This is a genomic window from Methylocaldum sp. RMAD-M (assembly GCF_017832375.1).
Taxonomy (GTDB): Bacteria; Pseudomonadota; Gammaproteobacteria; order Methylococcales; family Methylococcaceae; genus Methylocaldum.
Genome location: NZ_JAFIBZ010000002.1, coordinates 49199 through 73684 on the forward strand (window position 1 = coordinate 49199; position 24486 = coordinate 73684).

33 protein-coding genes are annotated in these 24486 nt (G+C 61.1%); 7 read left to right on the forward strand and 26 right to left on the reverse strand.

All coding sequences use genetic code 11. The features are described from left to right. Positions 1-73 precede the first annotated feature (73 nt). The 3 genes from JOD69_RS02305 (at position 74) to JOD69_RS02315 (ending at position 2873) form a co-directional block, all read left to right on the forward strand. The gene (locus JOD69_RS02305; RefSeq protein WP_086135373.1) at positions 74-1684 is read left to right on the forward strand and encodes a SagB/ThcOx family dehydrogenase; all 1611 of its coding nucleotides are present in this window, start codon (positions 74-76) and stop codon (positions 1682-1684) included. 116 nt (positions 1685-1800) lie between these two features. Continuing rightward, positions 1801-2064 (forward strand): hypothetical protein, encoded by a 264-nt coding sequence (locus tag JOD69_RS02310; RefSeq protein WP_077729053.1) that lies wholly within the window; start codon positions 1801-1803, stop codon positions 2062-2064. A gap of 38 nt (positions 2065-2102) precedes the next feature. Beyond that, positions 2103-2873 (forward strand): ankyrin repeat domain-containing protein, encoded by a 771-nt coding sequence (locus JOD69_RS02315; protein ID WP_086135504.1) that lies wholly within the window; start codon positions 2103-2105, stop codon positions 2871-2873. A gap of 36 nt (positions 2874-2909) precedes the next feature. On the opposite strand, the gene JOD69_RS02320 is transcribed toward JOD69_RS02315, so the two are convergent. Next, a complete protein-coding gene (locus JOD69_RS02320) occupies positions 2910-3221 on the reverse strand; it encodes a hypothetical protein (protein WP_077729052.1) in 312 nt (103 codons plus the stop codon). 212 nt (positions 3222-3433) lie between these two features. Here JOD69_RS02320 and JOD69_RS02325 point away from each other — a divergent pair, with 212 nt between their 5' ends. Genes JOD69_RS02325 through JOD69_RS02335 form a run of 3 tightly spaced genes read left to right on the forward strand, consistent with a single transcriptional unit; the run spans position 3434 to position 5086 of the window. Further along, positions 3434-4120, forward strand: coding sequence for a fumarylacetoacetate hydrolase family protein (locus tag JOD69_RS02325; RefSeq protein ID WP_077729051.1), 687 nt, complete (start codon positions 3434-3436; stop codon positions 4118-4120). Next, a complete protein-coding gene (locus tag JOD69_RS02330) occupies positions 4117-4734 on the forward strand; it encodes a glutathione S-transferase family protein (protein WP_086135372.1) in 618 nt (205 codons plus the stop codon). The genes JOD69_RS02325 and JOD69_RS02330 overlap by 4 nt, the downstream gene beginning before the upstream one ends. A 52-nt stretch (positions 4735-4786) precedes the next feature. After that, on the forward strand, positions 4787-5086 hold the full coding sequence (locus JOD69_RS02335; protein ID WP_077729049.1) for a DUF6156 family protein: 300 nt from the start codon (positions 4787-4789) through the stop codon (positions 5084-5086). A gap of 459 nt (positions 5087-5545) precedes the next feature. Here JOD69_RS02335 and JOD69_RS02340 read toward each other — a convergent pair whose 3' ends face one another. From JOD69_RS02340 to JOD69_RS02360, 5 genes are all read right to left on the reverse strand, one after another. Then, positions 5546-6091 (reverse strand): phage tail protein, encoded by a 546-nt coding sequence (locus tag JOD69_RS02340; protein ID WP_077729048.1) that lies wholly within the window; start codon positions 6089-6091, stop codon positions 5546-5548. Between the two features lie 340 nt (positions 6092-6431). Next, positions 6432-6626, reverse strand: a complete 195-nt coding sequence (gene iscX / locus JOD69_RS02345; RefSeq protein ID WP_077729047.1) for a Fe-S cluster assembly protein IscX — start codon at positions 6624-6626, stop codon at positions 6432-6434. A 198-nt stretch (positions 6627-6824) separates the two neighbouring features. Next, positions 6825-7700 carry a tRNA nucleotidyltransferase gene (locus JOD69_RS02350; protein ID WP_086135371.1) on the reverse strand — a complete coding sequence of 292 codons (876 nt, stop codon included), beginning with the start codon at positions 7698-7700 and terminating at the stop codon, positions 6825-6827. Further along, the gene (locus tag JOD69_RS02355) at positions 7697-9160 is read right to left on the reverse strand and encodes a protein adenylyltransferase SelO (protein ID WP_240507118.1); all 1464 of its coding nucleotides are present in this window, start codon (positions 9158-9160) and stop codon (positions 7697-7699) included. Before JOD69_RS02355 ends, JOD69_RS02350 begins: the two co-directional genes overlap by 4 nt. Before the next feature lie 136 nt (positions 9161-9296). Continuing rightward, entirely contained in the window at positions 9297-10190 is an 894-nt protein-coding gene (locus JOD69_RS02360) for an NRDE family protein (RefSeq protein ID WP_077729044.1), read from the reverse strand. 135 nt (positions 10191-10325) lie between these two features. Between JOD69_RS02360 and JOD69_RS02365 the strand changes: the two genes are divergently transcribed. Continuing rightward, positions 10326-11081 (forward strand): YkgJ family cysteine cluster protein, encoded by a 756-nt coding sequence (locus JOD69_RS02365; protein WP_205780684.1) that lies wholly within the window; start codon positions 10326-10328, stop codon positions 11079-11081. Positions 11082-11140: 59 nt separating this feature from the next. Here JOD69_RS02365 and JOD69_RS02370 read toward each other — a convergent pair whose 3' ends face one another. The 20 genes from JOD69_RS02370 to JOD69_RS02465 all read right to left on the reverse strand — a co-directional run bounded on the left by JOD69_RS02370 (position 11141) and on the right by JOD69_RS02465 (position 24481). Next, the gene (locus JOD69_RS02370; RefSeq protein ID WP_077729043.1) at positions 11141-12838 is read right to left on the reverse strand and encodes an ATP-binding protein; all 1698 of its coding nucleotides are present in this window, start codon (positions 12836-12838) and stop codon (positions 11141-11143) included. 39 nt (positions 12839-12877) lie between these two features. Beyond that, on the reverse strand, positions 12878-13150 hold the full coding sequence (locus JOD69_RS02375) for a BolA family protein (protein ID WP_077729042.1): 273 nt from the start codon (positions 13148-13150) through the stop codon (positions 12878-12880). A gap of 186 nt (positions 13151-13336) precedes the next feature. Beyond that, a complete protein-coding gene (locus JOD69_RS02380; protein ID WP_086135369.1) occupies positions 13337-14191 on the reverse strand; it encodes an SIR2 family protein in 855 nt (284 codons plus the stop codon). Then, the gene (locus tag JOD69_RS02385; RefSeq protein ID WP_240507116.1) at positions 14188-14493 is read right to left on the reverse strand and encodes a hypothetical protein; all 306 of its coding nucleotides are present in this window, start codon (positions 14491-14493) and stop codon (positions 14188-14190) included. Before JOD69_RS02385 ends, JOD69_RS02380 begins: the two co-directional genes overlap by 4 nt. 16 nt (positions 14494-14509) lie before the next feature. Beyond that, positions 14510-14845, reverse strand: a complete 336-nt coding sequence (locus tag JOD69_RS02390; protein WP_077729040.1) for a 2Fe-2S iron-sulfur cluster-binding protein — start codon at positions 14843-14845, stop codon at positions 14510-14512. A gap of 15 nt (positions 14846-14860) precedes the next feature. Further along, positions 14861-16015, reverse strand: a complete 1155-nt coding sequence (locus JOD69_RS02395; protein ID WP_077729039.1) for a DegT/DnrJ/EryC1/StrS family aminotransferase — start codon at positions 16013-16015, stop codon at positions 14861-14863. A gap of 9 nt (positions 16016-16024) precedes the next feature. Continuing rightward, positions 16025-16288, reverse strand: coding sequence for a hypothetical protein (locus JOD69_RS02400; protein WP_077729038.1), 264 nt, complete (start codon positions 16286-16288; stop codon positions 16025-16027). 2 nt (positions 16289-16290) lie between these two features. Next, positions 16291-16503 (reverse strand): putative nitrogen fixation protein NifT, encoded by a 213-nt coding sequence (nifT, locus tag JOD69_RS02405; RefSeq protein ID WP_077729037.1) that lies wholly within the window; start codon positions 16501-16503, stop codon positions 16291-16293. Between the two features lie 222 nt (positions 16504-16725). Further along, a complete protein-coding gene (locus JOD69_RS02410; RefSeq protein ID WP_077729036.1) occupies positions 16726-17874 on the reverse strand; it encodes an aminotransferase class V-fold PLP-dependent enzyme in 1149 nt (382 codons plus the stop codon). Beyond that, the gene (locus tag JOD69_RS02415; RefSeq protein WP_077729035.1) at positions 17871-18230 is read right to left on the reverse strand and encodes a DUF3024 domain-containing protein; all 360 of its coding nucleotides are present in this window, start codon (positions 18228-18230) and stop codon (positions 17871-17873) included. Before JOD69_RS02415 ends, JOD69_RS02410 begins: the two co-directional genes overlap by 4 nt. A 183-nt stretch (positions 18231-18413) precedes the next feature. Further along, complete coding sequence (locus JOD69_RS02420; protein ID WP_077729034.1) at positions 18414-18683, reverse strand: nitrogen fixation protein NifZ; 270 nt, start codon at positions 18681-18683, stop codon at positions 18414-18416. Next, complete coding sequence (locus tag JOD69_RS02425; RefSeq protein WP_077729033.1) at positions 18680-19006, reverse strand: nitrogen fixation protein NifZ; 327 nt, start codon at positions 19004-19006, stop codon at positions 18680-18682. Before JOD69_RS02425 ends, JOD69_RS02420 begins: the two co-directional genes overlap by 4 nt. Before the next feature lie 26 nt (positions 19007-19032). Further along, a complete protein-coding gene (locus JOD69_RS02430; RefSeq protein ID WP_077729032.1) occupies positions 19033-19821 on the reverse strand; it encodes a 4Fe4S-binding leucine-rich repeat protein in 789 nt (262 codons plus the stop codon). Further along, positions 19805-20377, reverse strand: a complete 573-nt coding sequence (locus JOD69_RS02435) for a tetratricopeptide repeat protein (protein ID WP_240502427.1) — start codon at positions 20375-20377, stop codon at positions 19805-19807. Before JOD69_RS02435 ends, JOD69_RS02430 begins: the two co-directional genes overlap by 17 nt. Before the next feature lie 17 nt (positions 20378-20394). Continuing rightward, complete coding sequence (locus tag JOD69_RS02440; protein WP_086135502.1) at positions 20395-20775, reverse strand: iron-sulfur cluster assembly accessory protein; 381 nt, start codon at positions 20773-20775, stop codon at positions 20395-20397. 9 nt (positions 20776-20784) lie between these two features. Further along, on the reverse strand, positions 20785-21009 hold the full coding sequence (locus JOD69_RS02445; protein WP_077729030.1) for a 4Fe-4S binding protein: 225 nt from the start codon (positions 21007-21009) through the stop codon (positions 20785-20787). Between the two features lie 83 nt (positions 21010-21092). Continuing rightward, entirely contained in the window at positions 21093-22670 is a 1578-nt protein-coding gene (gene nifB, locus JOD69_RS02450; RefSeq protein WP_205780683.1) for a nitrogenase cofactor biosynthesis protein NifB, read from the reverse strand. Between the two features lie 302 nt (positions 22671-22972). Next, positions 22973-23437, reverse strand: coding sequence for a bacterioferritin (bfr, locus tag JOD69_RS02455; protein WP_077729029.1), 465 nt, complete (start codon positions 23435-23437; stop codon positions 22973-22975). Positions 23438-23492: 55 nt separating this feature from the next. Further along, complete coding sequence (locus JOD69_RS02460) at positions 23493-23777, reverse strand: RnfH family protein (protein WP_077729028.1); 285 nt, start codon at positions 23775-23777, stop codon at positions 23493-23495. A 14-nt stretch (positions 23778-23791) separates the two neighbouring features. Continuing rightward, positions 23792-24481 (reverse strand): electron transport complex subunit E, encoded by a 690-nt coding sequence (locus JOD69_RS02465; RefSeq protein ID WP_086135368.1) that lies wholly within the window; start codon positions 24479-24481, stop codon positions 23792-23794. Between the last annotated feature and the right edge of the window lie 5 nt (positions 24482-24486).

Here is a 24486-nt window from a genome sequence, read left to right on the forward strand (position 1 = left end):
AACCCACCACCGAGGAACGCCGGGTAGGTCGGCAATCCTTTGCCGACGCCATGAAGCTACCGGGGGCGCAACCATGAATACCGTATCGGACGCTCTGGCGCGGGTACTGGCCTATCACGAGCGGACCAAGCATCGGCTGGAGCGTTATGCCGCGGGGCCGGAAACGCTCGATTGGGACAGCCAGCCCGACCCGTTCCGCCGTTTCGAGGGCGCCCCCGCGATCCGACTGCCCTTGGCCGCGGATCGGCTGGCGACGCCCTTCGGCGCTTTGTCTACACCCGAAACCGTGACGCCGCAAGCGCTTTCGCTCGAAACGGTCGGTATTTTGCTGGAATTGTCCCTGGGACTCTCGGCCTGGAAAGAGTACGGCCCGGACCGCTGGGCGCTGCGCTGCAATCCGTCCAGCGGCAATCTGCATCCTACCGAGGGCTATGTCGTCTGCCTATCGGTTCCCGAGGTTCCCGACGGCGTGTACCACTATGTCAGCCGCGATCATGTACTGGAGCAGCGCTGCCGGTTTGCCGAGCCCCCCACGGCCCCGCGACTGTTCGTCGCCTTGAGTTCGATCCACTGGAGGGAAGCCTGGAAATACGGCGAACGGGCCTTCCGCTATTGCCAACTGGATACCGGCCATGCCATCGGCGCATTGCGCTACGCAGCAGCAACCTTGGGCTGGCGCCTTAGTTGGGTGAGCGGTATCGGCTTTGCCGAATTGGCCGCCGGTCTCGGGCTCGATCGGAACGAGGACTTTTCCGGAGCCGAGCGGGAGGAAGCGGAGCTTCTGCTGGAAGTGATCGCCGATCCCGAGGACGCGAATTCCGGGAAGTTCGATCCCTCGGAACTGGTTCCGCCCGGAAGCGCGTGGAGCGGTCAAGCCAACGTGCTCGATCCCCATCCCATGTACCGCTGGCCGATAATCGAAGAGGTCGCGGAAGCAACCCGAGCGCTCGCCACTCCGCCCGAACCCGGCGTGATCGAAACCTACCCGCCGAGGCGGACCGATTGCCCGGAGCCGGCTGCCGCGCTCATCCGGCAAAGGCGCAGCGCGCAACATTTCGACCGGCGAGAAGTACTGAGCACTGCGGGCTTTTACCATCTGCTGGATGCCCTGCTGCCCCGCCGGATTACGCCCTGGGACGTGTGGAACCTCACCCCGCGCGTGCACCCGGTGTTCTTCGTGCATCGCGTCGAGGGGCTGGAGCCGGGACTCTATGCCCTTCCGCGACGGACCGCGATCGAACCCGAACTGAGAGCCGCCTTCCGTAGCGATTTCTCCTGGACCAAGCCGGCGGGTTGCCCGGAACATCTGCCCTTGTTCAGGATCGCGGAGGCCGACTGCGGCAAGCTGTCCAGAGCCCTCCATTGCCACCAGGCGATCGGCTCTGACTGCGCTTTCGCCTTGGGGATGCTGACGGAATTCGAGCCGATCGTCGCCGCGCAGCCGTGGCGCTATCGGGAATTATTCTGGGAGGCGGGGCTATTGGGCCAGGTGCTCTATCTGGAGGCGGAAGCCGTCGGCATCCGCGGGACCGGCATCGGCTGCTATTTCGACGATGTCTTTCACGACCTCCTCGGACTTTCCGGCCGGGCCTTTCAGTCCCTGTACCACTTCACGGTGGGTTTCCCGCTGACCGACACGCGGATACTCACCCTGCCGCCCTATGCGGGGCGCGATCCGGACTGATCCGCGCATGACAGTACAACTTTTTACGAATCCCGAGAACAGTTCATTGAGCATTACGGTGGATAGATACATGAGCAAGATCACTGATGGTACGACTGCGGAAGGAGAATCAAGCGATGCCTGACACACAGGAACCTGTAATCGTCGTGGCGGAAGGCGAACAGTATGCGCTCTTGTCCAGCGGAAACGGCGCCACCTACATACTCCGCTCAAAGGAAGACCGGGCATCGACTTACATCGAGGGGGACGATGTCGCGGCGTTTCTCACGGAATTCGACACAGTGAAGGCGCAGTACCCGAACTACGACACCGATCGGCTGCTGGCCCAGCTTTGGGACCAAGGCGGCTATAGCTGGATGGCGACTCCGGACGAGGAATGAACGAACCGGGCAAGTACTTTGAATATCGAGGAGACGTTATGACCGCGGAAACCGCGTGGCGACGGCTGAACGTCGCCGAAACCCAAGCTTTGCTGGAACAGCCGGAGCTGTTGATTTTCGATGTGCGAGACGCGGATTCGTTCGCGGCGGGATGCATAGGAGCCGCTCGGCATCTGTCGGGTGCCAATCTGGAGCAGGTGCTCATGCGGACGCCCAAATCGCAGCCGGTGCTGATCTACTGCTATCACGGCAATGCCAGCCAGACCTATGCGCAAATGTTCCGGGACTTCGGCTTCAAGACGATCTACGATCTGATCGACGGCTACGAGGCCTGGCGCGCCACCGTGCCCGCGCCGGGTTCCGCGGACTTGAGCCCTGCCCTTCGCGACTGGCTGAGCGAACAGGGTTTCCCGCCCGACGACATCGAGGCAACCCGCGACAACCGGATGACGCCCCTGATGCACGCCTGCCGGCTCGGCGACGAAGCCATCGTGGAGGCGCTGCTCGAAGCCGGCGCCTCGCTGGAACCCCTCAACAGCGACGGCAACAATGCCCTCTGGCTGGCCTGTTACGGGGAAAACCTCGGCGTCATAGGTCGCTTGATCGAGCGGGGCATCGCCGTAGACCATCAGAACGAGAACGGTGCGACTTGTCTTATGTACGCCGCATCCACCGGCAAAACAGCGGTCGTCGCTCGGTTGCTGGCAGCCGGCGCCGATACCGGCATCAAGACCCTGGACGATTTCACCGCCCTGGACATGGCCGCCAATCTGGATTGCTTGAACTTGCTGCGCGCAGCGGCACGGTAGCGATCCGTGCCGCTGCGCGCAGATTTGTCGACCGGCCTAGGCTTCCATGGCGTGGTGTTGAACCCCGCTATGCACCTTCACTCCGGTCTTGGGCTCCGCCCAGGCGAATCCCGCGTCCGGGTCCATCGGCGCCAGCCCATGCTCCTGCATGAGCTGGTCAGCCAGATCCGCGAGCTTACTTTCCAGGCTTTGAGCCGGATCATTATTGGGGTCTTCGAACCGGTCCAGAGAAATCTCCGGGCCTTCTTCACCGTCGATCATGTGGATGAGGAAAAGCTCTTCGATGCCGGGGCGTCCGTGTACCGTGGCCCTGAAGGTTTCTCCCCGATACGAGAATTCACGCACCATGTTACCTCCTGATCTTGGATTATTTTTGGTTAATAAAAATAAGAACTTATCTAAGTGCGCGCGAGGCACTTCGGGGCCAAATTCTACCACAAAAAGTATGGTTATTTTGCAACCCGATACGGTCTCTTTGCTGAACGAACAATCGCCGGTTTGTCGATACACGGCGTCAAAGAAGCCGCCAGCCTATCCGTTATTCGAAGAGGTTTAAAACCATGAAATACGCTTTTGCCCCTCCTCAGATCGTTACGCTTCCAGCCATGTCGTGCAATCCGTTTCCGGTGCGGCGCATCTTCTGCGTCGGGCGCAATTATCCGGAGCATGCGCGGGAAATGGGCGCCGACCCGGAGTGCGAGCCGCCGTTCTTCTTCATGAAACCAACCGATGCCATCCTGCCCAACAACTCGGTCCTGCCCTATCCTCCCGGAACCGAGAATCTGCAACCGGAAGTGGAACTGGTCGTCGCCATGCAGCTCGGAGGCAGGCAAATCCCCATCGAGATTGCCAATGATTACATCTTCGGCTACGCGGTCGGCCTGGACATGACACTGAGGGATGTGCAAAAGACCGCGCGCGAAAAGGGACTGCCCTGGGATATGGCCAAGGGATTCGATCACTCGGCGCCCTGTTCGGCGATCACTCCGGAGTTCTATACGGGCGTGATCGCCCAGGGCAAGATCGAGCTCAAGGTCAACGGTGAGGTCCGTCAGAGCGCCGACGTTTCGGACATGATCTGGAAGATACCCGAGACCATCAGCTATCTGTCCACCCTGGTGGAAATCTGTCCCGGCGACCTGATCTTTACCGGCACGCCGGCCGGGACCGCTCCCGTGGTCAAGGGCGATGTCATCGAAGCGACGGTTGCGGGGCTCGAACCCTTAATCATCACCATAGGATCATGAAACTCTATATGACGCCCGGTTCGTGCTCGACCGGCATACACATTTTGTTGGAAGAATTGGACCTGCCTTTCGAGGCGTATCTGGTCAATCTCCTGGCGGGCGATCAGAACCGGCCCGATTATCTGGCCCTGAATCCGAAAGGCACGATTCCCACCCTGGTACGCGATGACGGCTCGGCGCTGACCGAGTTTCAGGCCATCGCCTGGTGGCTGGCCCGCGCCTACCCCAAGGCGAAACTGCTGCCGGACGATCCGGACGGCGAAGCGCGGGTGATCGAGGCCATGACCTATGCCGTGGGCACGATCCACATGCAGGGTTTCGCGCGCATATTTACCACCGATCAATTCACGTCCAACGAAGCCGACCAAGACGCGGTCAAACGGCGTGGCATAGAGATCGTCGCCAAGGGTTACGCGGTGCTGGATACGCTGCTGAGCGGGCGGGAATACGTGGCGGGGCGGTTTTCCATCGCCGATGCGGCGCTGTTCTACGTGGAATTCTGGGGCGACAAGCTCAAGCTCGAACTGCCGGAAAACTGCCGGACGCATTATCGGCGCATGCTGGCCCGACCGGCCGTGCAGAGGGTATTGCGGGAAGAAGGCTATCGTGTTTGAGCGTCTATTAGCTCGTGTTCCATCTTTTCATTTCCAAGGAAACCAACACACCATGACCGATGCGATCGAAGGTCGTTGCCGCTATTTCCTCACCTACACCGGCGTGAAACTGCCGCTCAAGCTGATGACCGAACTGGAACCCGCCCAACTGGAAAACCGCAACACCTATTTCCGGGGATATTTCGACGATGAGGGCCGGCTGGTCGGCCTGCAAAAGCTGGTCTACGGGGAAGTGGAAATGGAACACCGCTATGCCTACCACGCCAACGGCGCCCTCAAGTCGGTCGAAATCGTCGACGCCGACGGCGAATTGAACGGGATGGCGTTCGACGAGAACGGCGAACCGATCTAAAGCCGCTGACTACGAGCGGCACCCTAAAGTAGGTCGGCAATCCCTTGCCGACGCAGAACTCGTCGGGAACGGATTCCCGATCTACTGGCCCGGAACGCGCATGTCCATGGTAGGGTGAGTTAGGTACGCCCTCACACAAGGTGCGGTTGGGCCAACGGGTTCGTCGGCAAGGGATTGCCGACCTACGAATGCTTGAGTCGATCTACCCTGGCCGAAGGCGCCAGCGACTTCCGCCAAGCCTGTTTTGCCGTACGAGCGGGATGAAAACGCTCTAACTTTGGCGCGCACGGTAACCCACCAACACAAGGCTACCGAACATCGGTGGGTTACGGCGCACTCGAAGTACGGTGATCGACCATCAGCGCATACCGGAGTGCGCCTAACCCACCCCACTAAATCCCGGTTATCGTTTGTATATTCAAGAGAGCGGAGCTGTGGTATTCGGCACATCCCGAGGACCTACCGGTCACGCCGGATGCCATCCACAGCCAATACCACGATCTCGACCAGTTTGTGATCCTTATTGCCGAGGCTGACCGAAGAAGGCCATCCATTGAAAAACGACCACGTTGCTATGGGCGCCATGGTGTAGTCGTAAGCAATCAGTGACCCACTCTTGCGCGCTTCCCTCAACTTCCCTTCAATGATCATCTGTCGCCAAGCCCAAAGGTCGGCACCGGAATCCAGAGCTTTCATGCACACCACGCTATTCATTTTCAATCGACCGGGAATCTTTTGCACAATATCCTCCCGGCCTTTCTGACTTACAACTTTATGCTCCGTCACCTCGGTCTCCGAACCGAGTGTGCAATTGCTGAAGTAAACGTGGAACTCACCGGCCTGCAATTCAAAGACCATTCCGGAAGCCGGATCGCTGGAACTATCGATATTCGCAGAGTAGCTGGAACTCCCCGGCGAACTATTGACCGGCAGTCCGCCAGCCGCCGCGGTTGAAGTGATCGAGACAAGTCCGAGAGCCAGAGTCAAACCAGCAATGTGTTTCATGACCGTAATCTCCTTTCGAGTGGAAGTGAAATAACGCAGGGGAATAATTCCTGTCGCGTGACTTCTCTGTCTCAAAAGCGATGCCAGGTCGTGAGAGAAACGGGAACAACGCTCCAAGGCTTTGTTTTAGCATCAAATTATTGAACAAGGAGGAAAAGCGGCGGGTTCTCGGCTCGACCCAGCCGAGGCCGTTTTTTACGTCAATTCGTATCTAATACGATATGTCGTAAATTTGGTCATGACCTACTTCCATGCGAATACGAAAACGGCACATATCCAACAAAAAACGACCAAACCCGATTGGCAGGGCGGATCGCGTGCTGCAATCCTTTCTGCGGGGTTAGCTCACCTCGTCTATCCAGGCCATCTGCACGGCTTCGAGCACTTTCTCGTTGCATTTCTCGGCGCTGTCGTCGAAGCCGTCCAGGCGCATGATCCAGTCGAGCAGATCGGTGAACCGCACATACTTGGGATCGACGTCGGGATGGCTCTCGGCCAGCGCGATGGCGATGTCGAAGGTATCGCTCCATTTCATGGGCTTGCTCCTCAAGAGAAGGTTGGTGATGAAGTCTGGACTGGAAAACCCGTGTTATTCCAAATTGCTTTCAATAAGGAATTAATTTTTGTAGGGTGGGTTAGGCCGCGAGGCCGTAACCCACCGAGCGGCCTCGAATCGGTGGGTTACGCTTCGCTAACCCACCCTACGTAATGTTCACTCGAATGCCGAATGGAATTACGCGTCGGCCCAGCGTTCGCTGCGCAATGCTTCGGCAATGGCCCGAGCTCGCTTTTCGAACGCCTGCGCCGAAACTTCCGGGTCGGTTTCGGTCGGCTCGGAGGTGGGCGCCATCTGTCCGGCGAAAGCCTTAAAAGCTAGCCGAAGCAGCTCGGCCTTGGGATACTCCGCACCGGCCCGCCCCGGATAGGCTCGATAGTCGCAGGCGCATACCGCCAACAACTGTTCGAAACGCTCGGGGTAACGGACCGCTTCTACCCGTTCGAGCATGGCGGCGATCGCCGCGGCCCGCATGTCTACCGCGCGATGGACTCGATCGCATTCGCGCAGCACCAGAAGCGCCAGGTCGCGGCATTCGGCGGGAACCTTGAAGCGTTCGCAAACCGCTTCGACCAGGGGTTCGCCGCGTGCTTCGTGACGGTAATGGGCGGGCCAGAATTCGCGCGGCGACGCCGCTTTCCCCACCTTGTGCAGCAGCGCCGCCCAACGCGTCGCGAGCGGGGCGTCTATCCGCGCGGTTTCGTCGATCAGAAGCAGCTGGTGTTCGCCCACGTCGACTTCCGGCGGATCGTCCGCGCTCTGCGGAATTCCGAACAGCGCGTTCAGTTCCGGCAGCAATCGAGCCAGAGCGCCGCAACCGCGCAGGACTTCCAGCATCCGCGACGGACGCCCGCCCATCAGGCCTTGGGACAATTCCGGCCAGGCCGCCTCGGGATTCACCGCGTCGAGAGCGCCGTCCGCCACCAGGGCGACGAGCCTGACCATGGATTCGGGTGGCACCACGAAATCCGGGATGTGCGCGGCGCACGCCGCCAGCCGCAGGATGTCCAGCGGATCCTCGCCTAGAGCGGGTGGGATGGCATAGGTAATCATGACGAGCAGCTGACTTCGATGTTCCGCACTTCTTGCGGAGGCGGGGTGGCATAGGCGTCCATCTCCGGCTGCTCGTCGTAAGGCCGGGCGAGCAGACGAACGAGCTTGGCGACTTCGGTATCGTCCCCGGCTTCGGCCCTTTCGATGGCGGCCTGGGCCAGATGGTTGCGCAGCACGTACTTGGGGTTGACGCGGTTCATGTCCCAGGCACGGGCCTCGTCGTCGGTGTTTCCTTCGGCGCGCAATCGTGCCCGGTAATCGGCGATCCAGGCGTCGTAGGCTTCCAGGTCCACGATCTCCTCGCGGGCCCCGACCGCCGGCTCGTCGCTGTCGGTACGCACCTTGGAAAGATGACGGAAGCTCCGCGTGAAATCGCTCTTGCCGCGCTGAAGGATGGCCAGGAATCGGTTGACCAGATCGACATCGCCGTCACGCACCTCGTAAAGGCCCAGCTTGTCGGCCCAGCGGCGCATGATCGCCTGGGTATACACCGGGGCGTAGCGCTCGAAAATGCCGGTCGCGATTTCCAGGGCCTCCTCCTCGCTGTCCGAGAGCAGCGGCAAGGTCGCCCGCAGCAGCCTCGAGCAATTCCACTGGCCGATTTCGGGCTGTGCGTAATAGGCGTAGCGGCCCTCGAAATCGGAATGGTTGCAGATATGGTATTGCCGGAACGCGTCCATGAAGCCGAAGGGACCGTAATCCAGGGTCAAGCCCAGAACCGAGAAATTGTCGGTGTTCATGACGCCGTGGCAGAACCCGAAGGTCTGCCACTGCGTCATCAGCCGGGCGGTGCGCTCGACCACCTCGCCGAGCCAGGCGGCATGACGGTCGGAACGGTCTTTCAGATGCGGGAAATGCTCGTCGATCACATGGTCGGCCAAGGGAGCAAGGTGCTGGCCCTGTCCGTTGTGATAGAAAAACTCGAACTGTCCGAAGCGGACGAAACTGGGGGACACCCGGCAGACCACGGCCGCGGTTTCCACCGTTTCGCGGTACACCGGCTCCGGCGACGCCACCAGGCTCAGGCAGCGGGTGGTCGGTACGCCGAGGGCGTGCATCGCCTCCGAACAGAGATATTCCCGTATCGAGGAACGCAGCACCGCGCGCCCGTCGAGCCCGCGCGAATACGGCGTCGGCCCGGAACCCTTGAGTTGAAGCTCCATCCTCGCCCCGGCGGGCGTCCGAACTTCGGCGATCAGGAGGGCACGCCCGTCCCCGAGCTGAGGAACCCATGCCCCGAACTGATGCCCGGCGTAGACCGATGCCGAAGGCTCGTATTTCGGCCACGGCCGGTTGCCCGCGAGAATCTCCAAGAGTTTCGGAGAATCGGCTTCGCTGACGTCGAGCCCCAGTTCCAGGGCCAGAGACCCGTTGAAATGGACCATCCTCGGCTCCGGCAAGAGTGCTGCCGACACCGGGACATGATAGGGCTCGCCCAATTCCTTGTAGCGCGGAGCCAAGGGGAGCTCCCGATGAGAATGGCGCGGAGAAAACCCGTGCATCATTTCGGATCGCAACGGCGCACGGTCCGCCTGACCCCGCCTCGTTGAAGCTTTCCGACGTGCGGGCATGGCGCCGGTGTGGGCGTTACGAGTCTCAGTCATCGCCGGCGCTCCCGGAAAAGACTTGAGGGTCGATGCTCCATTCTTCGACCACACGCCCGGATTCGGCGCCTTCCGGATCGAAGCTGCGTTCCTCGAAGTAAACCCGGCCGTCCCGAGCCATGACCAAGGCGGTGCTGGAGCGGGTTCCGGATTCCACCCCCACAACGAAACAGGCGGACAGGCGTTCTTCTTCCGCGCGGCCGATGCCGGTATCGGGCAGCCCTTCGTTTGTGGTTTCGCGATCCGCCAGCATGGCGAAACCCGCTTTCGCGAAGTCGGCCGGCGCGACCGGCTTGGCGGTGCAGATCGGATCGTCGGCGCCCCGAACGCCGGCCTTGGACAGATCCGAATAGGCGCCCAGCAGCATCGCGAAGCCGCCGTGCGTTCTCAGATAAGAACCCAGCAGCGTGTCCAGGCGCACGCACTTGGGCCAGGGTTCGTCCAGCAACCCGTCGGACAAGGTGTGAATGCCGGGAGTCAGCGCCAACGGCAAGCGGGCGCGGGTGGCGGCGTAGTACATGTGACGCGGCGAGCCGATCAGCAGATTGAAAGGCGAATGTCCGCCGCGGCTACGAGCGAAGCGGCGGGCGTGGACGACCGGCTCCTCGCCGGAAGAGAGATAGTCCAGCGGCAGTTGGCCGCGCGACGGCGCGTCCGGGTCCGAAGGCGCGCCGTCGCGAAACGGCGTGACCAGCGCGAAGCGTCCGTCGCGGGCCACGCCGAACCAGGTTCCGCCCCGCGCCAGGTCGCGACCGCCGAGACAGGAGGGCTCCTCCGACCACCATGCCGCCTGTGCGGTCGCGCGTGCATGCCTTTCGTCCCGGTTGGCAATCAGAATCAAGGGAAAATCGGGGTGGGCACCCCAGGCAAGTGCCACCGTGCTCATAGGAAAACCCGATCCTTAGTCGAATACCCCATCCCGTACGCCGAGGCGCCGAAAAGCTCGAAAGCTGGACAGGTGCATTGACCCGGATACGTCGAGATCGCAATATGCGCACTTTCACACATGACAAAATCACCCATGTCGGAAGAAACGATGCCGGATGAATCCGGTCCTCTGGCCTTCTTCAAGGCGCAGCACCAAGCCTTTACCGAAACCCTCGCCGCCCGGCGCGGTCGCGAAGACCTGATCGACGGACTCTTGGAACAGGCCTTCAGCAGTTTCGAAGGCAATGTCGAAATTCAGTCCGAGGGACTGCCCCCCTTGGCCTGCCACAAGGGATGCTCCACCTGCTGCACGCTCCGCGTCACGGCGACGGCGCCCGAAATTCTGCTGATCGCGCGTTACGTTCGTTGGGCCTCCGACGCCCTGAAACGCGCCGAAGTCGATCTCGAGCAGCGCCTAGCCGATGCCGATCGCGTAACCCGAGGCTTGAGCGAAGAGCAACGGGTGGCTCTCAGGCGCCGGTGTCCCTTCATTGCCAACGGCGTCTGCGTCATTTACCCGGTACGGCCACTCGCCTGCCGAGGCCATGCCTCCTACGACAAGCGCGCTTGTGTCGAGGCCGCGGCCGGACGCGCCGGCGACATCCCCTTCTCCGCCCCGCACATGACCGTCCGCAGCCTGGTTCAGCACGCAATGCAATCGGCGCTTCGGGATGCCGGCTACGCGTTCGGCGCCTACGAGCTCAACCAGGCGGTCTCCATGGCCTTGGCCGACGGCAAGCTCCAGGAACGCTGGACGGCGGGCGACGACGTCTTCGCCGACGCTTTGGCGACCGAAATCAGCCTCGACGAAATGGCGAGCACCTTCGAGGCCATCAAGGCTCATCCGTAGGGCGGAATAGCGAAGCGTATTCCGCCGAATGGCTTCCGTGTACCGCTCTGCGGGAAACGCTATGCAGCCAGACCCAAGTCCATCCCCCGGAAAATCGAGCAGCGCTTGAAAACTTCCAGGGACGGCGGCACCCGCTTCTGCTGACAGTATTTCGCCACCAGCTTGGCCAGTCCCTTGATGTCACGCCCGGTGGCTGCCGGAAACAGATCCGCCAGCTCGTCGATCAGCGGCGGGGCGACCTCCAACGCGAACTGTTCGGTCATCACTTTCCAGATCTTGATCCGATTTTCCCGATCCGGCGGGTAGAACTTGATCAGCGCGATACAGCGCGACACGATGGCCTCGTCGATGTCGTCCACCCGGTTGGTGGTGAGAAACAACAGGCCGTTGAAATATTCGAGCACCCTCAGAAACACCCCGACCACGGCATTCATGGTGATGTTGTCGTCGCGCCGCTTGATGTAGACGTCCGCCTCGTCGATAAGCATCACCGCACCCCAGCGCTGGGCACGGGTCAGAACGTCCTTGAGCGCCGTTTCCATGGCAGCGACATTCAGCCCCAGCTGACCGGAATGCACCCGGTACAGCGGCCGCTGGATGATTTCGGAATAGACCTCCGCGGTCAAAGTCTTGCCGACGCCGGGAGGACCGGCGCACAGCACGGTCGTGCCTCCGGACTTGCCGGCGACGATATCGTCCATCAGGACATCCATCTCGGCGGTCAGGATGTCGATGAGATCGGTCTGTTCCTCCGGCAGAATCAGCTTTTGCTTCAGGGCCGGCTGATACTCGTAGGGTGTGATGTCGTCCACGTGCACCCAGAGATAATGGTGCAGGTCAAGGTGGAACATGAGGATGTAGAAATGCACCGGCAACTGGGTGAACAGTCCCTTGGGCATGGCGTCCTGAGACTCCCGGACCTCGTCCTCGGCCTCATAGTGATTGCTCTTGGCCGCCTTGCGCAGATAAGGCCCCAGAATATCCCCGGGCGCATCCAGGGTCAGCGCGCGCGAGCTCAGGATGCCCTCATCGTTGACCAGGCGCGCGCTGCCGCCGCCGGACGAGAGCACCACAACGTCCTTGCGGGACCAATCGGTATCCCGGTGCGAAGCCGTCGGGTCCTCCGCGTAGAAACCGGTGCCTTTTCCGGAAAACTGAGCGCCGTAACGGGCACGCCAATCGAAGTAACGCTCCGCGGTCTCGTCGTAATTGCGGATGAGTTCGGGCGTTTCCTTGAGGAACCCCTTGGCGGCGAAAATCTCGGCCACCGTCTTGCCGGCGATGTCGCTCGGCATGATTCGGATGGTTTGGGTGGCGATTGCCCCTTTGGCATTGGCTTTCAGCTCGATGAAGACTTTCCCGATCTCGTCGTTCGAGGTCGGGGTGTAGTCGAGCCGCGTGATGACGTAAGGCAGGGGTCGGCCGGCCACGCTCGCGGTGAACAGCCAGCCGCGGATGGCATCCGCCGCCAAGTAGCGGGCAATCGCAGGCAGCACCATCTCGAGGTCTTCGGCTTCGAAGCGCACTCCGTCGTCGTTCATGGCCTGCTGCAAGGTGGCGAGTTGCGCGGCCTTGGCCTGCATCTCCGGCCCCGCCTGCCGGTAAAGATTCCCTAAAAACGCGAGCGCAGGGCTCGACAGTTGCCTGAACGGCACCTCGACGCGATTGCCGAAACGCAATTGTTCCTTCAAGTGCGCCAAATCCGGGAACTCTTCGACCATCGCTTCGATGTAAGGCCGCTCGATCTGAAGCTTCATTCTCTGCTTATCCCCAAAAAGCCGTTTATGAACCTCGTGCTAAGCCGCCTGCTCCGTTGGCGTCAAGGCAGTGATGCTCAGGGCATGGATGTCGCCCGGCATCATTTCGCTCACCGCCGAATAAACCAGTCGATGGCGCTCCAGCGTCGAACGGCCCTCGAAACGGCGGGAACACACGGTCACGAAAAAGTGGCCGCCACCCTCATGGGCATGGCCGGCGTGGGACCGGCTGTCGTCGACGATTTCCAGGTGAACCGGCTCGAAGGCCTGTTCCAAAAGCGCCCGAAGACGGGCGCCGCGATTCGTAGTCATGAGCCGTTGCCTCCGCGATTCATCTCAAAGGTATAAACGATCTCTCCCGAGCCATGCGGTTCGTAGGTCGGCAATCCCTTGCCGACAAAGCGGTTGATCCGCGCCTTGCGTCGGAAAAGGATTTCCGACCTACGGAACCGCCGACGCCTCCCTAACCTCCGTACGCCGCTGCCTACGAGATTCGGATTAGGCCACGGCCCTGCGGGACTCCGCCGGCGTTCCGGTGAGCCCGGCGACGAACTCGGCCAAGGGCATGTCGATCCGTTCGATGCCCTGTTCCGCGAGGAACCGCGCCTCGTTGCGGGTGAGGTCGCCTTCCAGCACCGCGAAATGCCGATCGCTGGAACGCTTCATGATCTGCCGCGCATAATTGCGCTCCAGCTGGTTGCGGAAACGGCAGCCCAGGAACAGGAAGCTGCGGCCCGTCCTGATGTCCTTTACCCGGTCCGGAATCGGCGTCTGGATATCGATTTCGGTGAGAACTTCCACGTAGTCGGAATCCGAGACGATGAAGTTGGACGCGGGGGCGATGGAACCCAGCGGCTTGTAGAGCAGGGTCGCCCATCCCGCGGCTTCCCCCGGCTCCGCCTTTGTGTCGTCGGCATGGAAATAGTGAACCCAGTCTCCCAGGTGCTCCGCGCGGCTCACGCCCTGCACTTGCCCGAAATCGCGGCGCGAAGCCAGGGCCGCCGCCATGCTGGCGTCGTACCAGACGTCGACGATCAAGGGCAGCGGGTTCGGGAGATTCGCCAGGAAACCGTGCAGAACGGTCGGTTCCGGCGGGCTCCGAAAGGCTTCCTGCAAAAGTCCGACCAGCGTCTTCCGATGCTTGAAATTCTCGATGTATTGACTGGCGGCGGTAAGATTCTTCCGGATCTTGTGGGGCACGGTGACCTTGGCCGTAATCAGTTCCACCAAGGCCTCCGGCGAACTCGGAATCGCGCCGCCGGGCGCCAGACTCAGAATCTCCGGGCCGAGATACGGAATGACCCGTCCCGCCGCCAAATCTTCTGCCAATTGACTCGGAAACGGCGTGCTCATGATGTCATCCCCGCGGCGCAAGAGGCCTTCAAGGCGTCCACCTCGGTGCGCAGCAGGCGGAACAGCCCGCGTCCGCCGGACAAGGCCTGGTAACTGTTCTGGGTGTTGTTGCACAGGTATTTGTACCAGTCGTGCGGCTCCACCCCTGACGGACGCTCGCCGATTTCGGCCACGGTGCCGTCCGGAAAGAAACGCAGGTGAATGACGCATTCCGTCCGCTGCTCGGCATCGAGCGTCGCGCCGGACGCGACGACGGCCGATTGGGGTTCAGAAGGAGTAGCGACAGCTTCTTTGGTATCCATAACAATGATCCTCTGGTTAATGGTTTATAAGTTCAATTATTACTTTGTTATGAACGCCCAGGGCGGCCTGACAAGCCAGCCTGGACAGCGATTCCGCCCCGCAAAGCTGCGTGAGCCGATCGCGTTCTGCCTGGCGCACCTTGGATAGGCCGCGCCAGCCCTGCCGCACGAGCACATGGCACTCGCCGCAGCGGGCCCGTCCACCGCAACGGTGGGCGACAGCCTCGCCCGCCGCCGCGATGGCCTCGAGCAAATTGGCGCCTCTCGCCACCTGCACCGTCTTGCCCGAAGGCAGTACGGTCACCCAGGCTTTTGCATTCCGCCTCTTTTCGGTCCGCAAAAAGCCCGACATGGTTTCGGAGCGGCGTCAGAGGTAAATGGCCGATCCCGCCCCGATATTGATCGAGGCGTCCTTGGCGGTCTTGACGATGAAGCCCACCTGGTCCTCCGTGATATGGTTGTGGAAAGGCAGCGCAACGGCGCGGTCCGCCAGCTTCTCGGTGACGAAGAAATCGCCCTTGCGATAGCCCAGATTTCCGTAAAAACGCTGCTGATGCAGTGGCCGGCAATAGGCCACGGCCTCGATCTGCTCGGTTGCCAAATCGTGAATGATGGCGTCCCGGCTGGAACGGGAAAAACGGGTGCCGAGATGGACCAGGTAGAGAAACCAGTGCGCCTCGTCCACGTCCGGAGCGAGATACGGCGGCTTGATGCCCTCGAAGGATTGCATGTGGGCGTTGTAATAGGCTTCGATCTCTTTCCGGCGCTCCAGGATTCCCGGAAGACGCTTGAGCTGCACCAGCCCGAGAGCGGCGCCGAGTTCGCTGAGTTCCGCCCGATACGGCGGCGTTTCGCCCAGTACCACCGAATGCCGTTCGTCGAGGCGGCGGCCTCGGAAGCTCCGCAGCCGAGCGGCCAGATCACCGTCGTCGGTCACCACCATGCCGCCCTCGCCGCAGGTCAGCGGCGACGGCTGGGACAAATCGAACACCGAACAGTCCCCGAAGCTGCCCACCAGCTTCCCCTGGTAACGCGAACCGATCGCCTCGCTGGAATCTTCGATGAGCAGCAGGCCGTGTTTCGTGGCCAATTCACGGAACGCCGGCCACATCGCCGGATGGCCGTTGGTATTGCCGGCGACTATGGCGCGGGTTTTCGACGTGATTCCCGCCGCGGCCTTTTCGGGAACCAGCGTCCCCGACCAATAATCGATGTCGGCAAAGATCGGCGTCGCCCCGGCCAGCGCGATGCCGTGAACGGTTTCGCGGAAACCGAACGCGGACGCGATGACTTCGTCCCCCGGACCTATGCCGTAGGCCTTGAGCGCCAGCATCAGGCCGATGGTGGCGCTGCTCACCGCCACGGCGTGTTTGCGCCCGAGATATTGGGCGAAAGCCTCTTCGAAAGCTTCGACCGTGGGCCCCGCGCTCAGCCGCGGCGATTTCAGGACCTCTTCCACGGCTTCGAGTTCGGACAGGCTGATGTCGGGGTCCGAGAGCAAGATGGTAGGTGAGTTTTTCATGGTCGATAACTACCGTTTCTGGGCGACGATCAGACCGGTTGCCGCGGCCGGATCGCCGGTAATGCGTACGCAGTGTTCCGAGGTGTCTATCAGGTAAACGCAGAACTCGGGAGTTTCGAATGTCGGAGTTTCGGAACTCATGTCGCTGGCGTCGCAACGTGTCAGCGACAGCCCCGGAAAATTCTTGCGCACGCTCGCACAGCGTTCGGCGGCGGGCGCCTCGCCTTCCAGAAGCATCCGGATTTCCCCGAGCGCCTCGTTACTGAGCGCCATGGTCAGTCCCCGCTCACCCGACGCGCGTCGACCGTGATCGGCAGCGCGGTATCGGCGGCCATGGCAGGCAGCGACAGCTCCCAGCCGTTCGCCAGCGTCACCATTCCGCCCCACAGTTCCGGCTTTTCCTGGGAAACGATGGGTTCCTCCAGGTCTTTTTTCGGAACGTAAACGGACAGCTCGCCGGCGGAATTTCTTCTGATCATGACCTTCATGCGGTACTCCAGTTGGTTTCAAAAAATCAATGTTTTGTAGTTTTGTAACTTGTAGGATGTGCTGAACGAAGTGAACCGCATCGTTCGCGATTGATGCCTGTCCTGAGCTCAGTCGAAGGGCCTGTCCTGAGCCTAGTCGAAGGGCGCTTCGTACCTCAGCGCATCCTACGTCTTGCCCTTTCTCACGCTGTGAGGGGAGACAAAGGCCGGTGCTCCTAGGAGTCATGCGGCCTCCGCCTCGAACATTCGGACGATTTCCGGAAGCACCGCTATGATCCGGTCGATTTCCTCTGCCGTGGTATAGCGGCTCAAGGAGAAGCGGATCGTGGCCAGCGAGGCTTCCGGGGCCAAGCCCATGGCGGTCAACACGTGCGAGGGTTCGGTTCCGGAGGCGGTGCAGGCCGCTCCGGCCGAGGCGCAGATTCCAGCCCGGTCGAGCTTGTCGAGAACCGGCTCGGCCTCGATCGTTCCCAGGCACAGGCTGGTGGTGTTCGCCACCCGCTCGGCGCCGCCGCCGTTAACGAAGGCACCGGGAATACGCGCCAGCAGTTCCGCCTCGAGACGATCGCGCAAAGCCCCGATCCGGGACCCGGAGTTTGCCGGAGCGGCTGCGGCCAATTCGGCCGCCACCCCGAGGGCGACGATCCCCGGCACGTTCTCGGTGCTGCCGCGGCGCCCGCGCTCCTGGTGTCCGAACAAAAGCGGCGGAAGCTTTCGGCCCTTGCGCACGAACAGCACGCCAATGCCTTTGGGTGCATGAATCTTGTGGCCCGAAAAGGACAGGAAATCCACCGGAACTCGGGCTAAATCGATGGGCGTCTTGCCGACCGCCTGAACCGCGTCGGTATGAAACAGCGCGCCCCTGGCCTGGGCTATCGCCACGGCTTCCTCGACGGGGAACAGGACGCCGGTCTCGTTATTGGCCCACATCAGCGAAACCAGGGCCGTATCCTCGGTCAGGGCGCGTTCGAGTTCTCCGAGATCGAGCCGCCCCTGTCCGTCCACCGGCAAATAGGTCACCCGCACGCCCTGGGATTCGAGATGGCGCAATAGGGCCAGCGTTGACGGATGTTCCACCCGGCTGGTGACGATGTGGCGCCGCCCCGGCGACAGGGCGAGCGCTCCCAGAACAGCCTGGTGATTGGCCTCGGTGCCGCCGCTGGTAAAGACGATTTCCGGCGGCGTGGCGCCCAGGAGCGCCGCCACTTTGGCGCGGCCGGCGATGCTCTCGACCTTGGCCGCTTCGCCGGCCCGGTGCTTGCTGGACGGATTGCCGTAACTCTCCCTGAGACACCGGGCCATCGCGTCGGCGCACTCCGGCGCTACCGCCGTGGTGGCGTTGTTGTCCAGATAAATGATTGGGTCGCTCATTGCCAGAACTGCCTATCCGGGTCTTCGTTCAAAAGTTCGAGAATCTGAGACAAGGCGTGGTATTCGCCGTGCTCGATCCATAGGCCCGCCTTGTGATCCTTGCGGTACAGCCTCCAGCACCGCGAACTATCCTGAAATTCCAGCCGGGCGATATCGATCACCCCGCCATCGGGATCGATGTTCCGCGAGCAGCACGGGCTGACGATTTCATATCCGGCCTCGATCGGACGGACCACCGGAGTCACGTAGCGGTAGCGCTTGCGCTTCCCGAGCGCGCGGTCGATACGCTTCCGATCCACCTCGTTGGGATGAGGACACACGGACATCAAATTGGATACCGCAAGATTGCCGTTCATCGGATCAAGACCTCCGCACAACTCTTTCCGTCCATGTTCCGTCCGTTCGCTCTCGCTCGTTCCCAAGCTCCCGCTCGGGAACGCGGCCTCGAGAAGCTCCCGCTTCGCGACACAGGAAGCCGGAGCTTCCTAAAGATCCGGTTCCCAACCAGAAGTCGGGAACCAACGCAATGCGTATGCCTTCTACAGAATCCCGGCCACCTGCCCTCTGGCTTGGTCGGATCGAAGCTCCTCTTCTAAGCAGCCCACGACGCAGCCGTTCGGAAACTCGACCAGGTACACGGGAATTTTCGCTTCCTCGTGGAACCCCACCTGCACGATCTCGCCTTCGCTGCCCGCTGCCACCAGCAAGGCTCCCGGCTCGCGATCAGGATAAGTGCCGTCATTGAAGAGATCCGTTTCCGCCCAGACCTTCTGTCCCCATTGATAAATCGGTGTGCGTGGCTCGATCATGCCGTCTCCCCTCCTTCGGGAACCGGAACGGTTTTCGGGGGCGGCGGATTGTCCAGGGATTCGATTTCGCGGCCCTTCATGCCCACCGCGTAACCCCGTTCCGGAAAATCCACGGCGTAGATGTAAAACTGTTGAAGGAAGGTGTTGATGCTCTTGATGTATCCCACCTCACCTTTCTTGACCAGGACCTCGCCGATATCGCGGCCGTTAAACGTGCCGTCGTTCCGGACCACCTTTTTCGACTTCACCTTTTCGCCGAACTTGAAGCGCGGCGGATCGTTCAATTCGTTGACATCGCTGTCGCGTACAATAGTGGTAGCCATATCGCTCCTCGATGAGTGATTGTGGTTTAACAAGCTTCCGGTAAAACATCGGCATCGTGCCGCCCGGCGAGGCGCTGCTCGACCAAGTCCCGCACCGTGGCGTCGGAATCGCCGCGCATCGGCGCGAGCTCGGCGAGATCCAGCCGGCTGGCGACCTCGTAGCGCACGCGCCAGTCGGGGTCGTCCCGATAATGTTTCAGTTGACCGGCATCCATGCGTCTAATCGCTTCCAGCCGCACGTCCAGTTCCGGGTCTTTCGCCATCGTGTGCAGCCATTCGGCGCCTGCGCGCCGCGCCACGACCTTGCGCACTTCCCGATCCGGATCGTGCAGCATCCGAACCAGCATGCTCGGCGGAAGACGCCGGGCTACGATCTGCCTGACGTAGTAGTCGGGATCGTCGATCATCGAGGCGAGATCACTAAGCTCCAGGCGTTCCGCCACCCGGATGCGCACCTCCCGATGCGGGTCCCGGCCGAGCGCCTTCAGATGCCGGGAGCGAAGCGGCAGGCGCTGCGCTACGCTCTGCCGCACGGTTTCGTCCGGGTCCGCGATCAGGCGCGGCAACTGAAACACCTCCACGTATTTCGCCGCCACGGCCCGCGTCTCGAAATACGGGTGCTCCAGATACTCCTTGGCGAGATGCGGATTCCACCGGAAGAACCGGTCGATACGGCGGGCGTAACGGTCATGCACGCAAGCATGGCCCAATCGGCACCGCCCATTCGCCGATTCCGCAAGGCGCTCGCATCCGGAGCAGTCCAGCAGATTGCCGTGCCAGTCGCGGGCTTCGTCGATTTCAGTCGTCGTCCCCATTGGCTTGCCTCTCAAGGACATCCAGCAGCACCTTGCCGCCGAGCTTGTCGCCCGGGTCGAGTTCGACCAGTTTCTCGACGGCGGCCCGCCCTTCCTCAATCTGTCCCAATCGCAGATTCAGATAACCGTAACCCTTAAGGGTAAACAGGAAGAATCGGGGCAGAATCGCGTCAAAGCTGCCGAAATCGGCGTCCGTCGCTTTCGCTGCACGCCAGTCTTCCGGCAAGCCGTTGTCGAGAGCGGCTTTCTTCAGACAGTCGCGGGCAACGTCCAGGGCCTCCTGCAACCGGTTCTTGTAAAAATAGAACCGGTACAGGCCGATATACACGGCGGCGTGGCCAGGTGCCGCCTGCCAGGCGGCTTGCAGGTGCGCAAGCGCTTCCTCGTCCCGGTGGTAGCTAAGCCCGGCCTGGCGCAGATGCCGCTCGGCCTCTTCGGGCAATCCCGAGCCCAGGCAGGCTGCCGCGGCGGCATCTATACCAAGTCCGAAGTCCGAAGCATCCGGCATGAGCGATGGCGCCTCTGAGGATTGTGCTTGCGCGAAACTGTTCTGCATGTCGGCGCAACCGTCCGTCAATGACTGCTCTTGACCTGGATGGAGGACACCGACACCGTCGCTGCGCCCGCCGAACTACTGCTGCTGCTACAAGTGCCGCAACCCGTCGAATTGGGGTTATGGAACACGAATCCGCTGGACGTCGGCGTCTCGGAAAAGTCGATGGTGACGCCCTGCAGCAGCAAACGGCTTTCCGCCGGCAGGAACAGTTTGAGGCCGTTAACTACGACCACGGCGTCGCCCGCCTTGGGCTCGGCTTCCACGCTGAATTCCGATGCCAGGCCGGAACAGCCGCCGGGGCTCACCGACAGGCGAAACCCAGCGTCTTCACCGACGCCGCCGAAGCGCACCATGCGCCGGATGAACTTTTCCGCAGTCGGGGTAATAGTCAGATCCATGGTATCCACCTAGGCCGCTTGGTAACGGGGATAGTTGTCGTCGATGATGCAAGTGTCGTCGATGGGGCAGACGGCGACGCATTGCGCTTCGTCGTGATGCCCGATGCACTCGGTGCACTTGGCGGGGTCGATGACGAAAAGACCGTCCTTCGTCTCGGAAATCGCCTGGTTCGGGCATTCGGGCTCGCAAGCGGAACAACCGGTGCAGTTGTCTTTCACGATCTTGTAGGCCATGTGTTTACTCCTCTGTCAGTGGTGGGGCCGCCTTCCGGGACTAGCCGTCCCGAAAGGCGGGTGAATACCGGAAAACGGTAGCTCTAAGCCGCTTCCGCGGAGGTCAGCGCACCCTGGCGGATTTGCGCGTCGCCGCGTTCCACGTGCTCGACTTCGCCGCTTTTCACCTTGTCCAAATAATCCTTGAAGTAGGCGATCGCGGATTGCTCGATGAACTCGCCCGCGAATTGATCGACGGGATCGATGCCGGCCGCCTTCAGATCGTTCTTCGGACAGCCGCCGATCTTGGCCACGAATACCGCGTGGCAGTCGTTGATGGCGCGGATGATGGTCGCGAGAGAATCTTCCTCGCCATAGCCGCCCTGGCAGTAAAGATCGACCCGGCGGTGGCCGACGAATTTGGCGCCCGCGGTCGAGAGCTCGTAGACCTGGAACTCCTTGGCGTGTCCGAAATGCTCGTTGACCTTGCCGCCCCCCTTGGTGGCCACGGCGATGAGCATCTTGATGTCGGAATGCTCGCCCGCCAGGGATTCCATCTCGGCTTTCTTGGCCGCGACCACCGCGTCACGCTCCTTCTCCACCGCCGCCTGATAGGCCTTGCGGGATTCGAGGTCATAACTGACTTCCATTTCCATGATCTTGTCGGTGGTGAACTCGGCGCTGCGGTCCTCGCCCAGCAGCCCCACCGCGTCGGCTCGGCACTGGCGGCAGTGGCGCATCATGTTCATCTCGCCCTCGCAGCTGTCCTGCAGCGCCTTGAGCTCCTGGGCCGTGGGGCCGCGCTGACCGGTCAGGCCGAACACCGTGCCGTGCTCGGGCGCCGAGATGAGCGGCATGATGTTGTGCAGGAACGCGCCGCGCGATTTGACGGCTTTGTTGACTTCGACCAGGTGCTGGTCATTGATCCCCGGGATCATCACCGAATTGATCTTGGACAGGATGCCGCGCTCGGTCAGCATCTCGAGCCCTTGCAATTGCCGATCGGTCAGGATCTTGGCCGCTTCGACGCCGTGATAGCGCTTTTTCTTGTAGTAGATCCAGGGATAGATCTTGGCCCCGACTTCCGGGTCGATCATGTTGATGGTGATGGTGACGTGATCGATGTTGTACTTGGAAAGCTGCTCCACGTGGTCGGGCAGCGCCAGGCCGTTCGTGGACACGCACAGCTTGATGTCCGGCGCCGTTTTGGCTATCAGTTCGAAGGTTTTGAAGGTCTTTTCCGGATTGGCGAGAGGATCGCCGGGACCGGCGATGCCGAGCACGGTCATCTGGGGAATGGTGGACGCCACCGCCAGAACCTTCTTCGCGGCCTGTTCCGGAGTGAGTTTCTCGCTCACCACGCCCGGACGGCTTTCATTGGCGCAATCGTATTTTCGATTGCAGTAATTGCATTGGATATTGCAGGCCGGAGCCACCGCCACGTGCATGCGCGCGTAATGGTGGTGGGCCTCCTCGCTGTAACAGGGATGGTTTTTGACCTTCTCCCAGATTTCGGGCGGCAGGTCGTTTTCGCCCGCACCGGAACCGCAACTGGCTTTCCCGGATCCTCCCGAGGTCCCGCAGCCTTTATGCTCGGCGACCTTTTGCATGATTTCGTCTACGTCCGCTCCGGCGTGCGTGTCGACGCCCTCGGCACCCGATTGATGCTGCACTGTCTGCATGGCTTGCTCCTGTCTGTCTATTCGCGCTGTTCCGTCTCAGTGCGGGCATAGCGGCACTTCCTCATCGTGCGGCTTGACCGTCAGAGCCGAAACATCCGTTGAACCTAGTACCGATGGTTTACAGTGCAATCCGCGTACCATCCATATACGCCTTTATATTCAAGTGGATAGATTCATGCCAGCCGGTATGGGAATGTCCGGACAAATACAAAGCAGCCAACATTCATGGGAATTTGTTTAAAAGCGGACAAAAAAAAGGCGGTCAACGACCGCCCGAGTTCGCCTTTCGCATGCGATAGCGTTTACATCATCGACTGCTCGTAATTCTGGATGCCGATCTTGGCGATCAGACCCAATTGCGTTTCCAGCCAGTCGACATGTTCTTCCTCGCTTTCGAGAATGTGTTCGAGGAGTTCACGGCTCACGTAATCGTTGACCTGCTCGCAATAGGCGATGGCCTCGCGCAACAGCGGAATGGCGTCCATTTCCAGGGCCAAGTCGCATTCCAGCATTTCCACGGTATGCTCGCCGACCTTGAGCTTGCCCAAATCCTGGAGGTTCGGCAGGCCTTCGAGGAATAGCACGCGTTCGATCACCTGATCGGCATGCTTCATCTCGTCGATGGATTCGTGGTACTCCTTCTCGTTGAGTTTATGCAGCCCCCAGTTCTTGAACATCCGCGCGTGCAGGAAATACTGGTTGATCGCGGTCAATTCGTTGGTGAGGACTTTGTTGAGATATTCGATAACCTTGCTGTCGCCTTTCACGGGGAAAGTTCTCCGTTTGTATTGTTATTGAAAAAGTAGCCCAAGCGCGGCGCGCTCAATCGTCATCGTCGTCATCGCTTGCGGTGCGGCGACGCTTGACGGTTTTCGGGTCGGCCGTGATGGGACGGTAAATTTCGATGCGGTCTCCATCGTTGATCGGACTGTCCAGCTTCACCAGCTTGCCGAATATACCGACCTTTTGCCTGGTCAGATCGATTTCCGGGAAGCACTCCAAGATGCCCGAGCGGCGGATCGCTTCTTCCACCACGCTGTTGTCCGGGACCTCCAGCCGCATCCATACCTGGCGATCCGCTTCCGCGTAACATACACCGACGTGCATATCTCTTCACCCAATTAGACGTTTTCGGCCAAAGGCTGTTCGATCGCCGCGTTTCGCAGCGGCCTGCGCGCCAAACGCTTATCCAGCAATCTTTTTCCGGCAAGAATAAAACCCAGCATCAGGAAACCGCCCGGCGGCAAGGCCATCAGCAGGAATCCGCGATACTCCGGGATCAGCGTGGTTTCCAGCCAGGCGAACCCCTGCCCCAACAGCAGGGAAGCATTGGCGAACAGCGTTCCCGAGCCGCTGACTTCCCGAGCCGCGCCCAGGACGACCAGAGCCAGCGTAAACCCAAGCCCCATCATGAGCCCGTCGAACAGGGCGTAAACCGGCTGCTTGCGCGAAGCGTACGCTTCCGCCCGGCCGAGAATGGCGCAGTTGGTCACGATCAGCGGAATAAAGAGCCCCAGCACCTTGTGCAATTCATGCAGCCAGGCGTTCATCAGCATGTCCACCAGGGTGACGACCATCGCGATCAGCGCCACGAAGACGGGAATTCGGATTTCCGACGGTATGAGCAGCCGGCCGTAAGAAATCAACAGATTGCATACCATCAGAACGGCGGTCGTGGCGAGCCCCATGCCGAGCCCGTTGGTGGTCGTGCCGGTGACCGCCAGGAGCGGGCACAAAGCGATGCTCTGGCTGAAGACGATGTTGTTGCTCCACAAACCTTCTTTGGCGATTCTGCTCAAGGATTCGGACATGACGG

What these genes read in the sequence shown, in the direction of transcription:
- JOD69_RS02330 (WP_086135372.1), top strand. Translation starts at nt 4,117, where the DNA reads ATGAAACTCTATATGACGCCCGGTTCGTGCTCGACCGGCATACACATT.
- JOD69_RS02445 (WP_077729030.1), bottom strand. Translation starts at nt 21,009, where the DNA reads ATGGCCTACAAGATCGTGAAAGACAACTGCACCGGTTGTTCCGCTTGC.
- JOD69_RS02395 (WP_077729039.1), bottom strand. Translation starts at nt 16,015, where the DNA reads ATGAAAAACTCACCTACCATCTTGCTCTCGGACCCCGACATCAGCCTG.
- JOD69_RS02465 (WP_086135368.1), bottom strand. Translation starts at nt 24,481, where the DNA reads ATGTCCGAATCCTTGAGCAGAATCGCCAAAGAAGGTTTGTGGAGCAAC.
- JOD69_RS02305 (WP_086135373.1), top strand. Translation starts at nt 74, where the DNA reads ATGAATACCGTATCGGACGCTCTGGCGCGGGTACTGGCCTATCACGAG.
- JOD69_RS02430 (WP_077729032.1), bottom strand. Translation starts at nt 19,821, where the DNA reads ATGGGGACGACGACTGAAATCGACGAAGCCCGCGACTGGCACGGCAAT.
- JOD69_RS02460 (WP_077729028.1), bottom strand. Translation starts at nt 23,777, where the DNA reads ATGCACGTCGGTGTATGTTACGCGGAAGCGGATCGCCAGGTATGGATG.
- JOD69_RS02335 (WP_077729049.1), top strand. Translation starts at nt 4,787, where the DNA reads ATGACCGATGCGATCGAAGGTCGTTGCCGCTATTTCCTCACCTACACC.
- JOD69_RS02410 (WP_077729036.1), bottom strand. Translation starts at nt 17,874, where the DNA reads ATGAGCGACCCAATCATTTATCTGGACAACAACGCCACCACGGCGGTA.
- JOD69_RS02425 (WP_077729033.1), bottom strand. Translation starts at nt 19,006, where the DNA reads ATGGCTACCACTATTGTACGCGACAGCGATGTCAACGAATTGAACGAT.
- JOD69_RS02390 (WP_077729040.1), bottom strand. Translation starts at nt 14,845, where the DNA reads ATGTCGGGCTTTTTGCGGACCGAAAAGAGGCGGAATGCAAAAGCCTGG.
- JOD69_RS02360 (WP_077729044.1), bottom strand. Translation starts at nt 10,190, where the DNA reads ATGAGCACGGTGGCACTTGCCTGGGGTGCCCACCCCGATTTTCCCTTG.
- JOD69_RS02325 (WP_077729051.1), top strand. Translation starts at nt 3,434, where the DNA reads ATGAAATACGCTTTTGCCCCTCCTCAGATCGTTACGCTTCCAGCCATG.
- JOD69_RS02435 (WP_240502427.1), bottom strand. Translation starts at nt 20,377, where the DNA reads ATGCAGAACAGTTTCGCGCAAGCACAATCCTCAGAGGCGCCATCGCTC.
- JOD69_RS02340 (WP_077729048.1), bottom strand. Translation starts at nt 6,091, where the DNA reads ATGAAACACATTGCTGGTTTGACTCTGGCTCTCGGACTTGTCTCGATC.
- JOD69_RS02315 (WP_086135504.1), top strand. Translation starts at nt 2,103, where the DNA reads ATGACCGCGGAAACCGCGTGGCGACGGCTGAACGTCGCCGAAACCCAA.
- JOD69_RS02320 (WP_077729052.1), bottom strand. Translation starts at nt 3,221, where the DNA reads ATGGTGCGTGAATTCTCGTATCGGGGAGAAACCTTCAGGGCCACGGTA.
- JOD69_RS02380 (WP_086135369.1), bottom strand. Translation starts at nt 14,191, where the DNA reads ATGAGCACGCCGTTTCCGAGTCAATTGGCAGAAGATTTGGCGGCGGGA.
- JOD69_RS02365 (WP_205780684.1), top strand. Translation starts at nt 10,326, where the DNA reads ATGTCGGAAGAAACGATGCCGGATGAATCCGGTCCTCTGGCCTTCTTC.
- JOD69_RS02440 (WP_086135502.1), bottom strand. Translation starts at nt 20,775, where the DNA reads ATGGATCTGACTATTACCCCGACTGCGGAAAAGTTCATCCGGCGCATG.
- JOD69_RS02350 (WP_086135371.1), bottom strand. Translation starts at nt 7,700, where the DNA reads ATGATTACCTATGCCATCCCACCCGCTCTAGGCGAGGATCCGCTGGAC.
- JOD69_RS02310 (WP_077729053.1), top strand. Translation starts at nt 1,801, where the DNA reads ATGCCTGACACACAGGAACCTGTAATCGTCGTGGCGGAAGGCGAACAG.
- JOD69_RS02420 (WP_077729034.1), bottom strand. Translation starts at nt 18,683, where the DNA reads ATGATCGAGCCACGCACACCGATTTATCAATGGGGACAGAAGGTCTGG.
- iscX (WP_077729047.1), bottom strand. Translation starts at nt 6,626, where the DNA reads ATGAAATGGAGCGATACCTTCGACATCGCCATCGCGCTGGCCGAGAGC.
- JOD69_RS02400 (WP_077729038.1), bottom strand. Translation starts at nt 16,288, where the DNA reads ATGGCGCTCAGTAACGAGGCGCTCGGGGAAATCCGGATGCTTCTGGAA.
- JOD69_RS02370 (WP_077729043.1), bottom strand. Translation starts at nt 12,838, where the DNA reads ATGAAGCTTCAGATCGAGCGGCCTTACATCGAAGCGATGGTCGAAGAG.
- nifB (WP_205780683.1), bottom strand. Translation starts at nt 22,670, where the DNA reads ATGCAGACAGTGCAGCATCAATCGGGTGCCGAGGGCGTCGACACGCAC.
- JOD69_RS02415 (WP_077729035.1), bottom strand. Translation starts at nt 18,230, where the DNA reads ATGAACGGCAATCTTGCGGTATCCAATTTGATGTCCGTGTGTCCTCAT.
- nifT (WP_077729037.1), bottom strand. Translation starts at nt 16,503, where the DNA reads ATGAAGGTCATGATCAGAAGAAATTCCGCCGGCGAGCTGTCCGTTTAC.
- JOD69_RS02375 (WP_077729042.1), bottom strand. Translation starts at nt 13,150, where the DNA reads ATGACTACGAATCGCGGCGCCCGTCTTCGGGCGCTTTTGGAACAGGCC.
- JOD69_RS02385 (WP_240507116.1), bottom strand. Translation starts at nt 14,493, where the DNA reads ATGGATACCAAAGAAGCTGTCGCTACTCCTTCTGAACCCCAATCGGCC.